Source organism: Blautia sp. AM42-2, from assembly GCF_003480245.1.
GTDB lineage: Bacteria > Bacillota > Clostridia > Lachnospirales > Lachnospiraceae > Fusicatenibacter > Fusicatenibacter saccharivorans.
This window is the reverse complement of the sequence record NZ_QUIM01000014.1, coordinates 39,142-52,997: the sequence shown is the minus strand read 5'-3', so window position 1 is coordinate 52,997 and position 13,856 is coordinate 39,142. Positions and strand designations below refer to the sequence as shown.

The window sequence follows — 13,856 nt, the reverse complement described above, 5'->3', positions numbered from 1 at the left end:
GTTTCTCATAGTTTTTTCTATAGCAAGACCCGAAAATAATGCAAAAAAGGCAGTGCTGCAGAGCGCGAATTGCAAGGAACAGATTTGAAGGCGTACCGGGGTACGACGAAAATCTGTGACGCAGTAATTCACGCTCTGCGGTGCTGAATTTTTTGCATTATTTTCGGGGATTGCTATAAATCTCTATAACAAAAGCGCTTATCACTCCGGGATTTTCCCGTCTGTGGTAAGCGCTTTTACTTTCTTTAACAATTCTGCTTATTCCGCTGTACTTTCGCTGATGGAATCTGCTGTGCTGTCACTTGCCGTATCTGCTGTGCTGTCCGAAGATGTATCGGAAGCATCAGAGCTGTCGCTGGTGTCATCTGCACTGCTGTCGCTGGATGTGTTAGTCTCGCTCAGATAATTCTGAATATCCGTCACGTTCATCGTTGTGGTTTCTTTCGTGCGGTTCGCCTTTTTCTCTGCTACCGAGTTCTGGTAAACAGCAACGGAGAACCAGCCGATCAGGGTAGCCAGAACAACGACGAAAGCGGTAACTTCCAGTCTCGTGATCCATCTTTCACGTCTCATGATTTTCTCACGGTTCGCTTTTTCCTTTTTATAGCGGTCAACTTTTTCCTGACTCATGGTTCTACTTCTCCTTTGATTTCTAAAAAGTGCTCGGCGGCACTTTCAAACATGTTGAAAATTATACTACATTTTCAACAAAAAGGGAAGAGAAAAGTTATAATGCAATGATAATTCCGCCGTCATTTGCATACATACTGCTGACGCCCTGGGTATCGAGTACGAAGACATCCTGTACCGCAAGGCGCTCCAGAAGGGCTTCTTTTACCATCTCGGCGCGCTCCGGGCAGTTGCAATGAGAGATGGCAAGCGTTTTGTTTTCTACATGCTGTGCGTCATTTACAATGGCATCGACCATTTTCATCAGTGCTTTGTTGATGCCGCGCGCCTGATCGAGCTGTACGATATCGCCCTCCGATGTGGCTCCCATAACCGGTTTGATCTTAAGCGCGGATGCAACAAGTGCTTTTGTTTTGGAAAGGCGGCCGTTTTTCCGCAACGTTTCGAGATTTTCCAGCACAAAATAGGTATGCTGTGTGCTGATGTAGAGTTCTACTGTCTCAACTACACGTTCAAAGCTCATACCGGCTTCTTCACACTCCACGATTTTTTTCACAATCAGTGTCTCACCGATGGATGCACTTCTGGAATTAAACACATGAATTTTCAAGTCCTCATCTTCTTCCTGTGCCAGGTTGGCTCCAAGCACTGCACTGTTATAGGATCCGCTGAGCTGTGCGGAAAGCGTTACCGCATAGCAGTGCTTTGCCCCGTTCAGAAATGCCGTGCGGAAATACTCCGGAGACGGGCATGCGGATTTTGGGCATTCCGGGCACTCCGCCACTTTTCTTAGGAATGACTTCTGATCAAATGTTTCGTCATCCAGAATGGATTCACCACCGACTTCCAGGGTCAGCGGTGCAATTTCAATATTTCCTCTTTTTTTCATATCTGCTGTCAGTTCACAGCAGCTGTCTGCAACAATGTGAAAACTCATATATTTTGTCCCTCCAAACTTGATTCCGCTTTTTCTCACTGCGGACGTTTCGTATTTCCAATCACCGCTCTTTTTCAAACCTTCCTGAACTAGGGACGAATTCGACACAGTGAATTTTTTGATATTTTGTCATGTAGTTTTGATAACTACATTTTATCATAACACACTTAGTGCTCCATTGCAAAAAGTTTTTTCCCAATAAAAGTTTTTCCGTTAAAAGTTTTTTCCTTTTCTTGTCGCACTCCCCTTTTTGCGGTATACTACGGTCATACGGCTTTTTTGTTTATGGATATTTTTCCATTGCTTATTTTCAGGAGGTGGTACGTATGGAATGGACTTTTTCGGATTCGGTCCGGCTTTCCCTGCTTTCGTTTTCGGAAGCTTCCAAAGCCTGCGCGGCGCTGCCCGGATTTTCTCTTTTCCGGCGCAGTCTGCAGCCGGAGCGCATCGAATACTGCCGCGCAGAGCTGCTGCCTGACTGCCTGGTCGGATCGCTTGCCGTCCCGGACAAGACGCATCCGCTTCACCTTGCATTCTCGCTTGCGTTTTATCTCGACCGGGGGCAGCTTATTCTGGCAGCCGACGAACAGACACTTCCGGCTTTGCAGAGCCTCCTCTTCCCGGAAGAACCGCTCGATACTTCCGATGTCTTCCACCTGTTTTTCTCGTTTCTGGAATCGCTGATCCAGGAGGATATGCTCTATCTGCAGAATTTTGAGAAGCGCCTCGCGACAATCGAGGAGTCTCTTCTCGACACTCTGCCAAAAGAGCTGCAGCGGACCCTGATCACGATCCGTCGGGAGCTGCTCGTGTTCCATGCCTATTACCAGCAGCTTCTCGACATGTGCGAAATACTCTCCGAGGACGAAAATCACTTTCTTCCCCCGGAATGCGCCCGTCAGTTTTCGCGCCTTGGAAACCGCGTGGACCGTTTGTACGACCACACCCAGATGCTGCGGGAGTACGCCCTGCAGATCCGCGAGATGCAGCAGGCGCAGATCGACCTGCGTCAGAACGATACGATGCGGATTCTGACGGTCGTCTCGACGATCTTTTTCCCGCTTTCCCTGATCGCCGGCTGGTACGGCATGAATTTTACGCATATGCCTGAGCTTTCTGCCCCGTATGCGTACTTCATCCTGATCGGCGTCTGTATTCTCATTGTTGCTGTTGAAATTTGGTATTTTAAAAAGAAAGGCTGGTTTTAACTACGGATGATTATCCTGCAGATTACACAGTTAAAGAATTTTATGAACACCCTGCTCCGTCTCGAGACATTTGACCGCTTTCCAGTCTCCGAGGCGTCGATCACAACGTTTACGACGTTCTCCATCGACGGCAGTCTTCACACGGACTTTTTCGATCCCGATGACGCGCAGCTCTTAAAAGAAAAAGGGCGGACGCGGCTTCTCTGGAAAGATGTGAAATCGTTCTGCTATTCCGTCATCAAAGGAAAACGGACACCCCTGCAGTTCAAATTTGTGTTTCAGCTTCCGCAGGCGGCGTGCGAAAAAATGATCGCGGACCATGCGCTGCCGCTGGAAATAGAGAACGTGTTTGGATGCTTTCTGAATTTTCAGTATAAGGACGGAAAACTCTTACTTACCACCGGAACTTCCCTCAAAATCTTTACGATGGACAAGTCGCTCGACCGCGTCTTCGATGAGGAAGTCCGCCAGTTTCTGCTGAAAAATGAAATTGCATTTGAAGAACAGATATAAAGACAAAATACTTATTTAGAAAGGTTCTCTTTTTATGAATCAGATTATTATGTGGATCATGGCAGTCGGCGCGGTACTCGGCGGTGTCGACCGGATCGCTGGCAATCGCTTCGGACTTGGAAAACGGTTTGAGGAGGGCTTTACGCTGCTTGGACCGACGGCACTTTCCATGTCGGGCATCATCTGCCTCACCCCGCTGCTCTCCCGCTTTCTCCGTTTCGCCCTCGTTCCCATCTGGAACTTTTTTGGTCTGGATGCGGGACTTCTCGCCGGCATTCTCGCCATTGACATGGGCGGCTACCAGCTCGCCGGAGAGCTTTCGGCATCGCAGGAGATGGTACGCTACGCAGGACTTGTGATTGCGGCGACGCTTGGCTGTACCATCACCTTTACGATTCCGGTCGGCATGGGAATGCTGAAAAGCGGCGACCGCCTCTTTTTCTCCCGCGGCATGCTGATCGGCACGGGCACGCTTCCCGTCACGATGATCGTCGGCGGACTGCTCTCAGGGCTCTCTTTTCTGCAGATCGTACTTCAGTCGCTCCCGGTGCTCCTCTTCTGCTTTCTGCTGATGTTCGGCATCTGGCGTTTTCCGGAACAGACCGTGCGCGCGTTCACGGTATTTGCAGATGTGATCCGGCTTCTGACGACGATCGGCCTCATCGCGGGCGCGTTCTGCTATATGACCGGCTTTTCGCTGCTCCCGGACCTTGCGCCGCTGGAGGACGCGATGGCGGTTGTCTCGTCTATCGGCATTGTACTGCTCGGCAGCCTTCCGACGGCGGAGCTTTTACAGCGGGTGCTCAAAAAGTCGCTCTCTTTTATTGGAAGAAAAACCGGCATGAACGACAGCAGTGCCGCCGGCCTTCTGATGGGCATTGTCAGCCCTGTTCCGGCGATCACAATGATGGAAAAAATGGACGAGCGCGGAAAGATTGTAAACGCAGCTTTCCTCGTCTCCGCCGCATCGACCATCGCCGCACATATGGGATTTACGTTCGGCACCGATCCTGATTTTGTCGTGCCGCTTCTCGTTGCAAAGCTCGCCGGAGGCATCGCCGCCGTCTGTGCCGCACTGTTTTTCACGAAGAAATCTGCTTATAGCAAGACCAGAAAATAACGCAAAAAAGGCAGTGCTGCAGGGCGCGAATTACAAGGAACGGATTTGAAGGCGTACCGGGGTACGACGAAAATCCGTGACGCAGTAATTCACGTTCTGCAGTGCTGGATTTTTTGCATTATTTTCTGGAATTGCTATAATTGTTTGAGAGCATACATAGCAACGCAATAAGACCTGCGCCGTTTGAAAGCGCAGGTCTTATTGAATTTCTTACTTATTTTCTATTTCTTATTTCACCATATCCTCTTTGATAATTCCATGCTCTTTTAAGAGATCTCCAACTACATTTCCATCTACCAGTTTCAGCAGAGGTTTTTTCAGCAGGTTGAGCGGTCCAGGAAGCTCGATTTCCAGCGGGGATTTTCCATCCATCAGTTTCACGGAGCTGTCCAGCAGGTCGCGGATATCGTAAACGCTGCCCCATACTTCCGGCACGCCGCGGTCTACGCCGAGGAGTCCGTAAACAGCTTCCATTGCGGTACGAACGGAATACTCTGTCGTGAAGATGGTATCTCTTGGTGTCTCAGCGAACTGTCCGAGGAATGCGAAGTTGACGCAGCCATCCGGGATGACATCCGGGCGGTCGCCCTTTCTTCTTGGCATAAAGAATGCGGTGATGTACGGCATCATGGTCGGTACGCAGACAGCGCTGTTCTCTGCCAGCTCCGGAATCTGGTCAACCGGCACGCCGAGGTGGTACAGCCACTCTTCGGTGATCTCTTTACCAGTGCACTCTTTCATCGGTTTCTTCACATAGTCGCCAGGTACATCGGTGAACAGGCTGTAAACCCATACGCATACCTTATCTTTATCCTGCTCTTTGAACTGTCCCTGACGGTTGATGGTCCAGCTTAAAAGCCACTTGGAATCCTGGCAGCTTACGATACCGCCGGTAACAACCTTTCCGGTTCTCGGATCACGTTTGCAGATATTGGTGATATACGGAATGATCTTATTGTCGAGAGTGGTAATTGTTGCGGATTCCCAGTTTGTCTTTGCAATATCGGAGCAGAATTTCTCCGGATGTCCAAAGGACGGATCCTGTTTTGCAATGTTTTTCCACAGGCTCCAGCAGCCGCTCGTGCGGACCTCTGCATCACCGTTCGGTGCATGGTTCTGATCGCCGTAGATCGTGCCTTCGGTACAGCTTCCGTTGGTAACGAAGACGAGGTCATTCTCGGTGAGAACGATGCCTTTCTCGACGCCGTTTACTTTGCACTCGATGGCTTTTGCTACTTTCTTTCCATCGTTGATTTCAAAGATAACGTTGGTTACTTCGGTATTGAACTGGAAGTCTACGCCGGCATCCTCGAGGTATTTCTTCATCGGAAGAATCAGGGATTCATACTGGTTGTACTTCGTGAATTTCAGTGCGGAGAAGTCCGGCAGTCCGCCGATGTGGTGAATGAACCGCTGGAAGTACAGCTTCATCTCCAGTGCACTGTGCCAGTTTTCGAATGCGAACATCGTTCTCCAGTACAGCCAGAAGGTGGAATTGAAGACTTCATCATCGAAAACATCCTCGATCGTCTTGTCGTACAGATCCTCGTCTCTTGTCATGAAGAGTTTCATGATCTCCATGCAGCCTTTCTGGCTCAGGTTGAACTTGCCGTCGGTATGGGCATCCTCGCCGCGGTTCTTCGTTGCACGGCACAGGGAGTAGTTCGGGTCTTTTTTGTTCAGCCAGTAATACTCGTCGAGAACGGATACGCCAGGTGTCTCAATTGACGGGATGCTGTGGAACAGATCCCACAGGCACTCGAAGTGGTTTTCCATCTCACGGCCGCCTCTCATGATGTAGCCGCGGGTCGGATCGTAGATACCGTCGCAGGCACCGCCAGCGATGTCCATGGCTTCCAGAATGTGGATGTGATCGCCTTTCATCTGGCCGTCTCTTACGAGGAAGCACGCTGCTGCGAGGGCTGCGAGGCCGCTTCCTACGAGGTATGCGCTCTTCTCATCGACGCCTTCCGGTTTTTCCGGTCTTGCGAAGGCTTCGTAGTTTCCGTTGGTGTAATAAATGCCTTTGCTGTTTTTCTTATCTTTTCCGCGCTCGGTGTTGCGGTAATCATTCTTTGGTTCTGATGTTACAGTGGTTGTCTCCGCTGCTTTTTTTGCTTCACTCTTGTTTTTTGCCCGCAGCACTGCTGCTCCAGCTCCGATGACTGCTGCTGATGCGATTCCGAATTTTAATCCTTTTTTTGACATAGACGTTCATCCTTTCTTTTCTAAATACGACTGCCGGAATGTTTTTTCGAATTTCCGGTTCGTATAGGTTATGCTGCTTTCTTTGTTTTACAAGTTTCTATTTGTGTTGCCATTGTCTGTTGACAATTTGAATCTTACTTCATTTTTCCCCGCTTTTCCATTTACAAAACAAGGCGGATGATTAAATTTTTATCATCCGCCCTGTTTTGTAAAGTGTAACTATATTTTATTTCTTTTTTCAAAATTTCGGATGGAATTGACGACATTTCCTTCCATCGTGCGGTGCATTTTTTCCGCAATCATATGGTAATCCCCTTTCATTCCGTCTTTGATCCAGTCGAGCATGACACCGGTAAAGCTATACTTATAGAAATCTGCGATAAAACTCTGATCCGCCTCGGAGATGCCGGTTCCCTTTGCTTTTTCCTGTACGACACCGTACAGCAGATCGTGCGTCAGATGAAAGAGATATGTTTCGATCTGCTCCCGGCTTACAGAGTGATAGACATTCATAATAAATGGTTTATTCTCGAGCACTGCCTCAAAAATCTGCTGCAGGCCTTCCTGCCATGTCTCATACGTTTTCTTCCCCTGCAGCGCCTGCGTCGCATCCTCCAGGCACGACCATTCGACAAGATCGTAGATATCCTTAAAATGATAATAAAACGCCATCCGGCTGATGCCGCAGTCTGTCGTCAGATCGTTGATCGTAATTTTGTCCAGCGGCTTTTTCAAAAGCAGCTTTTTTAATGACGCTTCCAGCGCCGCCTTTGTCGCATTTGTCATGTATTTCCTCCATTTTTCTTTTATGTACCCTCGGAATCTTTCTGTTCGAAACGCTTCTATGCTTTTTCATTGTAGCATATCCATTCTCCAGAAACAACTGCGCAGCCCTTCTGATCAGACTTTACAAAAAGTTTAGAAAGTACCGTAATACCAGTAAATTCAATACTTTCCGTCGTTCTGTTAGCACTCTTTTTTCTCGAGTGCTAATTTTCCCTTGACTTTTCCCTGTGCCAGTATTACTATAACTATCAGAGCAGTAAAAAAGCTGCAGACATCTAAAAAAGCATGATATTCCCGCTTTGCTGGATCAAAATATTTTTATAAGAAAAGGAGTGTGTTTCTCATGAGTGCGAAACATGGAAATCTTTCAATCAACAGCGACAATATTTTCCCGATTATCAAAAAATGGATGTATTCCGACCACGATATCTTTGTCCGTGAGCTCGTTTCCAACGGCTGCGATGCCATCACCAAACTAAAAAAACTCGACGGCATGGGCGAATATACTCTGCCGGATGACTACAAAGCAGCCATTCAGGTGATTGTAAACCCGGATGAGAAAACCTTAAAATTCATCGATAACGGTATCGGTATGACCGCAGACGAAGTCGAAGAATATATTACCCAGATCGCCTTCTCCGGCGCTACCGAATTTCTGGAGAAATACAAAGACAAAACGAATTCAGATCAGATGATCGGCCACTTCGGTCTTGGTTTCTACTCTGCTTTCATGGTAGCAGATGAAGTTCACATCGATTCTCTTTCCTATAAAGAAGGATCCACCCCGGTACACTGGACCTGTGACGGAAGCACCGAGTACGATATGTCCGAGGGCAGCAAGACAACTGTTGGTACCGAAATCACTCTGTTCCTGAACGAGGACTGCCTGGAATTCGCAAACGAATACCGTGTCCGCGAAGTTCTGGAAAAATACTGCTCCTTCATGCCGGTTGAAATTTTCCTGTCCAAAGCAAATGCGCCGCAGGAATACGAGACCATCGATGAAAGCGAATTAAAAGACGACGACGTTGTCGTAGAGCACATCCACGAGGACGCAAAATACGAAGAGAAAGAAAAAGAAGACGGAACGAAAGAGCAGGTTGAAGTTTCCCCGGCCAAAGAGAAAGTAAAAATCAACAAACGCCCGGTTTCCATCAGTGATATCCACCCGCTGTGGACCAAACATCCAAACGAGTGCAGCGATGAGGATTATAAAGAATTCTACCGCAAAGTCTTCAACGACTACCGCGAGCCGCTGTTCTGGATCCACCTGAACATGGACTATCCGTTCAACCTCAAAGGTATCCTCTACTTCCCGCGTATCAACACCGAGTACGATTCCATCGAGGGAACCATCAAGCTGTACAACAACCAGGTATTTATTGCCGACAACATCAAAGAAGTCATTCCGGAATATCTGATGCTCTTAAAAGGCGTCATCGACTGCCCGGATCTGCCGCTGAACGTATCCCGAAGCGCACTGCAGAACGACGGATTTGTCAAGAAGATCTCCGAGTACATCTCCAAGAAATTCGCTGACAAGCTCTCCGGCATGTGCAAAACCGACCGTGAGAATTACGAAAAATACTGGGATGATATCAACCCATTCATCAAATACGGATGCATCAAGGACGAGAAATTCTCCAAGAAGATGATGGACTATATTCTGTTCAAGAACATCGACGGAAAATATCTGACTCTTGAGGACTGCATCAACGAGAATAAGAAAGAAGAAGCTCCTGCAGAGAACACCGAGGAGAAGGCTGAAACTACGGAGAATACCGAAAATACGGAAAACGCTGACGAGAAGAAAGAGCCGGAAAAAACGACTGTTTACTACGTCACCGACGAAGTTCAGCAGAGCCAGTACATCAACATGTTCCGCAGCCAGGGCATGGATGCTGTCATCCTGAAACACAACATCGACTCCGCTTTCATCACCCATGCAGAGCGTTACAACGAGCATGTAACCTTCCAGCGCATCGATGCAGATCTGACCAACGATATGAAAGACGAGTCCGGTGAGGATCTGACCGATGCTACAAATACTCTGACCGATCTCTTCCGCAAAGTCCTCGACAAGAAAGATCTGACCGTCAAAGTTGAGAACCTGAAAGACGAAAATGTATCCTCCATGGTAACGCTTTCCGAGGAGAGCCGCCGGATGCAGGATATGATGAAGATGTACGGCATGACCGGCATGGATCCGTCCATGTTCGGCGGACAGGAAACCCTGATCCTGAATGCAAAACATCCGCTCGTTCAGTACATTCTGAAGAATGGCGAGAACGACAACACATCCCTGTTCTGCGAGCAGCTGTATGATCTGGCAATGATCAGCCACAAACCGCTCTCTCCGGACGAGATGACAAAATTCGTAAGCAGAAGCAATCAGATTATGATGCTCCTTGCAAAATGATAAAGCACAGGCACAGCAAAACGCACCTCTTATAAAACACGCCGGATTTCTGGAATTTACCAGATGTCCGGCGTGTTTTTCCTGCTTTTTTACTTTACGATTTCTGATCCAGATGATAGAATAATTCTATTCGCCCTATTGAAAAATAAGGAAAATCACACGAAAGGTCTGGTATTTATTTCTATGAAAAAAGGAAAGCCATCCGCCCTGCTCCCGATCGCCGTTTTTCTGGTGTTTTATCTGGGGCTCGGCATTTATTCCGAGTATATTTTAAAAATTCCGATGGGCTTCTACAACATCCCCATCGTCGTCGCGTTTCTGGCAGCGATCCTCGTCGCCTGTCTGCAGAACCGCAGTGTCCCGTTTGAAGAAAAGCTCGCCCTCATGGGACAGGGCATCGGGGACAAAAACATCATCACAATGCTGCTGATCTTCCTCGCCGCAGGCACATTTGTCGGCGTTGTCGGAAGGAGCAGTGCAGAGAGCGTTGCCTATTTCATGCTCTCCTGGATTCCGGCAAAGTATGCCGTCGCTGTGCTCTTTGTCGTTGCCTGCTTCGTCTCCACGGCCATGGGAACCTCCGTCGGAACGATCACGCTTCTCGTGCCGATCGCCGCTGCTGTTGCCGAGACCTCCGGCTTTTCGCTGGCGCTCTGCGTCGCCTCCGTCATGGGCGGATCCATGTTCGGCGACAACCTCTCTTTCATCTCCGACACGACAATCGCCGCCTGCAACGGACAGGGCTGCGAGATGAAAGACAAGTTCCGCGAAAACTTCTGGATCGCTCTCCCGGCTGCTCTTGCCGCGCTGGCGCTGATCCTTGTAATCTCCTTCCGACAGGCGCCGGGCACACCGATCGTCCACGAATACCATCTGCTGCAGACGGTTCCGTACCTGCTCGTGCTGATCGGCGGCATCGCGGGCATTCAGGTGTTTGTCGTACTCCTTATCGGTATTGCTTCCGGTGCCGTTATCATGCTCGGTACGGGACAGACGACGCTCTGGGATATGCTCTCCAGCATGGGAAGCGGCACTTCGGGTATGTTTGAGACATGTATGGTTGCGATTCTTGTCGCTGCGATGTGCGCGCTGATTCGGGAAAACGGCGGCTTTACTGTCCTGCTTCGTGCCATTCACAAAATCTTCCGCGGAAAAAAGGGCGGCCAGCTCGGTGTCGGCATTCTCGTCGCGCTGCTCGACATTGCGACCGCAAACAACACCGTCGCGATCGTCATGGCAAACCCGATCGCAAAGCAGATGTCCGAGGACTACGGCATCACCCCACGGAAAACGGCATCGCTCCTCGATACCTTCTCCTGCATCTCACAGGGCATCCTGCCGTACGGCGCGCAGATGCTCGTGGCGATTTCCGCGGTGCATGAACTGGGATATGAGCTCTCCGCCTTTGAAATCATGGCAAACCTCTTCTATCCGGGCATGCTGCTTGTCAGTTCGCTGATCTTTATCTTCGTTCTGCCGGACCGGAAAAATGCCGAAAGCAATGCTTAAAAAGTTCCGTATCGGATCAACTCAAAAAATTATGTTAAAATGCCCACCGATTTCACTTTTTCGTTTGATCGGCGGGCATTTTTTTGCTTTTTTTTGCAAAAATTGCCAAAATTGCAGTAACATTTACGGTTGAAATTCTTTTATGCGGGTAGTATAATCGGGGTCGTGACATTGAGAAGTAATGATGTTATGTGGGTTATGGGGAGAAAGGACAACAGACAAAGTGAAATTATTAAGACAGTTCCTTGTAATTATGGCGGTTTCGTTCGTCGGAGAAATCCTGCACGCCGTGCTGCCGCTTCCGATTCCGGCAAGTATCTACGGCCTTGTGCTGATGCTGGCGCTTCTGATGACGGGGGCATTAAAACTTGATGCCGTCGAGGACGCAGGCAAGTTTATGATTGAGATCATGCCGGTCATGTTCATTCCGGCGGGCGTCGGCCTGATGGAATCCTGGGGTGAATTAAAAGCCGTTCTCGTTCCGGTTCTCGTGATTACGCTCGTCAGCACCATCGTCGTTATGGTTGTGTCCGGACGCGTGACACAGGCGGTCATCCGGCTGGAAAAGAAACACAAAGGAGGGGACGCAAAATGACAAATATGCTCTGTGAATCTGCATTTTTCGGCGTTGTCATCAGCCTTCTGGCGTATGAGCTCGGCATGCTGTTAAAGAAAAAATTTGGGCTTCCGATTTTCAATCCGCTGCTGATTTCCATTGCAGTCGTCATTGTATTCCTTGCTGTTTTCGATATCGATTATCAGAATTATAATGACGGTGCAAAATACTTGAGCTATCTGCTGACTCCTGCAACGGTCTGCCTTGCGATTCCGCTGTATGAGCAGATGGAAGCATTGAAAAAGAATATCAAAGCCATCCTCGCCGGTATTCTCTCCGGCGTGCTGACGAGCCTTACCGTGGTTCTCGCGCTGGCGCTGATCTTCAATCTGAATCATAAAATGTATGTAACACTGCTGCCGAAATCCATCACAACGGCCATCGGCATGGGTGTTTCGGAAGAGCTCGGCGGTGCGGTGACGATCACGGTTGCCGTTATCATCATCACGGGTGTACTGGGAAATATGCTGGCGGAGACGCTCTGCAAGCTGTTTCACATTGAGGAGCCGATTGCAAAGGGCATCAGTATCGGATCGGCCTCCCATGCGATCGGTACGGCGAAGGCCATGGAGATGGGCGATGTCGAGGGCGCGATGAGCAGCCTTTCGATTGCAGTTGCAGGTATTCTGACTGTGGTCGGAGCGTCGATTTATGCGATGTTTATCTAAAAACGAACACTGATAAAAAACAGAAAAAATCCGGGAATGGAAAGCAATGTAAAACTTTCCGTTCCCGGATTTTCTATCCCTGAAATTCTATAACTAAAAATTAAAATTCCGACTGCAGAAACTCTTCAATAAAAAGAAGCGCCGCGCCGATCGCCGGCGTGTACTGGCCGTGTGTGCCGACCAGAAGCTGCTCCCGCACAAGCGGAAACGGGCTGGCTGCATCGACTTTTTCAAGCAGTGTCCGGCAGTCTTCTTCTTTGAAATACGGCGCAAGGTAACCGCTCACAATCACCGCTCCGTCGAGCAGCAGATTTGCTGTCTTCATTGCATAGGCAAGGTGGGACAGGTACGCATCCCAGATTTCCATAAGACGCGCATCGTTTCCTGCCCGCAGCGCCGGGAAAAACTCTTTGACCGGCATCTGTGCCGCCGCTTCCAGCGCATTCGCGGAACAATACGTCTCAAGGCACCCTTTCTGTCCGCAGTAGCACTCCGGCCCTTCCGGGTCGATGCAGATATGCTCGAGCGTTCCGCTGTGCATCGAAAGCCCCTGATGCACCTTGTGATTCGTGATCACCGCCCCGCCCAGGTTGCGGTTCAGCAGGAAGACCACCGCACTTTCAATCTCCGGGTGATTCCACAGTTCCAGGGACGCCGCCGCTTTCGAATCGTGCTCGAGGCGGCACGGATACGGAATCCTTGTGGAAAAGTCGGCAAGCTTCATATCCGTATTGTGGAGAATCTCTCCGTAAAGCACCGACTCCCCGTCCGGCGCCGGGATTCCCTGCGTCGCAATTGATACACCGAGGATCTTTTCCCTGTCATACCCGTTACGGTCAAGGAATGATTCCAGAGATGATGCAATCCCGTCATAATACGCATCACTCTGCGCAAACGGCACAGCGACCGTTTCCTCTGCGATCGCCTCCCCGTAGAGATTGACCGCAGCCAGGTGAAACATATTTTTCAGAATGCCGACACCGACCGCAATCCGGTACTCCGGCACGATCTGGATCACCTGGGCTTTCCGGCCGCCGGTCGACTCGAAAAATCCGTCCCGCGAAATCAGCCCCTCCTTCTCGAGCACGTTGAGGTTCTGGCTCACCGTGGAAAGCCCCATCGTCAGATCCTGCACAATCTGCTGCTTCGCCGTCTGGCGGTGCTCATAGATGTACTGATACACACTTTTCTTATTAATCTTTTTTAACGTAATTGTGGTAATACTCTTTTCGTTCACGCAAA

General features: G+C 49.4%; 12 protein-coding genes. 7 read left to right on the top strand and 5 right to left on the bottom strand.

From position 1 onward, the window contains the following. Nucleotides 1-258: 258 nt before the first annotated feature. Entirely contained in the window at nucleotides 259-630 is a 372-nt protein-coding gene (locus tag DW915_RS13450) for a hypothetical protein (protein WP_022461995.1), read from the bottom strand. Between the two features lie 97 nt (nucleotides 631-727). After that, nucleotides 728-1,567, bottom strand: coding sequence for a DegV family protein (locus DW915_RS13445; RefSeq protein ID WP_022461994.1), 840 nt, complete (start codon nucleotides 1,565-1,567; stop codon nucleotides 728-730). A 326-nt stretch (nucleotides 1,568-1,893) separates the two neighbouring features. On the opposite strand from DW915_RS13445, the gene DW915_RS13440 reads away from it, so the two are divergent. Genes DW915_RS13440 through DW915_RS13430 form a run of 3 tightly spaced genes read left to right on the top strand, consistent with a single transcriptional unit; the run spans nucleotide 1,894 to nucleotide 4,408 of the window. Then, entirely contained in the window at nucleotides 1,894-2,775 is an 882-nt protein-coding gene (locus DW915_RS13440) for a magnesium transporter CorA family protein (RefSeq protein WP_022461993.1), read from the top strand. A 6-nt stretch (nucleotides 2,776-2,781) separates the two neighbouring features. Continuing rightward, the gene (locus DW915_RS13435) at nucleotides 2,782-3,288 is read left to right on the top strand and encodes a DUF5721 family protein (RefSeq protein ID WP_055221274.1); all 507 of its coding nucleotides are present in this window, start codon (nucleotides 2,782-2,784) and stop codon (nucleotides 3,286-3,288) included. A 34-nt stretch (nucleotides 3,289-3,322) separates the two neighbouring features. Further along, the gene (locus DW915_RS13430) at nucleotides 3,323-4,408 is read left to right on the top strand and encodes an ethanolamine utilization protein EutH (RefSeq protein WP_118742268.1); all 1,086 of its coding nucleotides are present in this window, start codon (nucleotides 3,323-3,325) and stop codon (nucleotides 4,406-4,408) included. Nucleotides 4,409-4,636: 228 nt separating this feature from the next. Here DW915_RS13430 and DW915_RS13425 read toward each other — a convergent pair whose 3' ends face one another. Then, nucleotides 4,637-6,616: an oleate hydratase gene (locus DW915_RS13425; protein WP_022461990.1), complete on the bottom strand. Its 1,980-nt coding sequence runs from the start codon at nucleotides 6,614-6,616 to the stop codon at nucleotides 4,637-4,639. A 219-nt stretch (nucleotides 6,617-6,835) separates the two neighbouring features. Then, a complete protein-coding gene (locus DW915_RS13420) occupies nucleotides 6,836-7,402 on the bottom strand; it encodes a TetR-like C-terminal domain-containing protein (protein ID WP_118742267.1) in 567 nt (188 codons plus the stop codon). Between the two features lie 343 nt (nucleotides 7,403-7,745). Here DW915_RS13420 and htpG point away from each other — a divergent pair, with 343 nt between their 5' ends. From htpG to DW915_RS13400, 4 genes are all read left to right on the top strand, one after another. Further along, entirely contained in the window at nucleotides 7,746-9,821 is a 2,076-nt protein-coding gene (htpG, locus tag DW915_RS13415; RefSeq protein ID WP_022461988.1) for a molecular chaperone HtpG, read from the top strand. Between the two features lie 63 nt (nucleotides 9,822-9,884). Next, on the top strand, nucleotides 9,885-11,330 hold the full coding sequence (locus DW915_RS13410) for a Na+/H+ antiporter NhaC family protein (RefSeq protein ID WP_118742266.1): 1,446 nt from the start codon (nucleotides 9,885-9,887) through the stop codon (nucleotides 11,328-11,330). A 223-nt stretch (nucleotides 11,331-11,553) separates the two neighbouring features. Continuing rightward, on the top strand, nucleotides 11,554-11,925 hold the full coding sequence (locus tag DW915_RS13405) for a CidA/LrgA family protein (RefSeq protein WP_055221279.1): 372 nt from the start codon (nucleotides 11,554-11,556) through the stop codon (nucleotides 11,923-11,925). Continuing rightward, nucleotides 11,922-12,614 carry an LrgB family protein gene (locus tag DW915_RS13400; protein ID WP_055267500.1) on the top strand — a complete coding sequence of 231 codons (693 nt, stop codon included), beginning with the start codon at nucleotides 11,922-11,924 and terminating at the stop codon, nucleotides 12,612-12,614. Before DW915_RS13405 ends, DW915_RS13400 begins: the two co-directional genes overlap by 4 nt. A 100-nt stretch (nucleotides 12,615-12,714) precedes the next feature. On the opposite strand, the gene DW915_RS13395 is transcribed toward DW915_RS13400, so the two are convergent. After that, nucleotides 12,715-13,851 (bottom strand): ROK family transcriptional regulator, encoded by a 1,137-nt coding sequence (locus tag DW915_RS13395; protein ID WP_118742265.1) that lies wholly within the window; start codon nucleotides 13,849-13,851, stop codon nucleotides 12,715-12,717. Nucleotides 13,852-13,856 lie beyond the last annotated feature (5 nt).

What these genes read in the sequence shown, in the direction of transcription:
- DW915_RS13450 (WP_022461995.1), bottom strand. Translation starts at nt 630, where the DNA reads ATGAGTCAGGAAAAAGTTGACCGCTATAAAAAGGAAAAAGCGAACCGT.
- DW915_RS13445 (WP_022461994.1), bottom strand. Translation starts at nt 1,567, where the DNA reads ATGAGTTTTCACATTGTTGCAGACAGCTGCTGTGAACTGACAGCAGAT.
- DW915_RS13440 (WP_022461993.1), top strand. Translation starts at nt 1,894, where the DNA reads ATGGAATGGACTTTTTCGGATTCGGTCCGGCTTTCCCTGCTTTCGTTT.
- DW915_RS13435 (WP_055221274.1), top strand. Translation starts at nt 2,782, where the DNA reads ATGATTATCCTGCAGATTACACAGTTAAAGAATTTTATGAACACCCTG.
- DW915_RS13430 (WP_118742268.1), top strand. Translation starts at nt 3,323, where the DNA reads ATGAATCAGATTATTATGTGGATCATGGCAGTCGGCGCGGTACTCGGC.
- DW915_RS13425 (WP_022461990.1), bottom strand. Translation starts at nt 6,616, where the DNA reads ATGTCAAAAAAAGGATTAAAATTCGGAATCGCATCAGCAGCAGTCATC.
- DW915_RS13420 (WP_118742267.1), bottom strand. Translation starts at nt 7,402, where the DNA reads ATGACAAATGCGACAAAGGCGGCGCTGGAAGCGTCATTAAAAAAGCTG.
- htpG (WP_022461988.1), top strand. Translation starts at nt 7,746, where the DNA reads ATGAGTGCGAAACATGGAAATCTTTCAATCAACAGCGACAATATTTTC.
- DW915_RS13410 (WP_118742266.1), top strand. Translation starts at nt 9,885, where the DNA reads ATGTCCGGCGTGTTTTTCCTGCTTTTTTACTTTACGATTTCTGATCCA.
- DW915_RS13400 (WP_055267500.1), top strand. Translation starts at nt 11,922, where the DNA reads ATGACAAATATGCTCTGTGAATCTGCATTTTTCGGCGTTGTCATCAGC.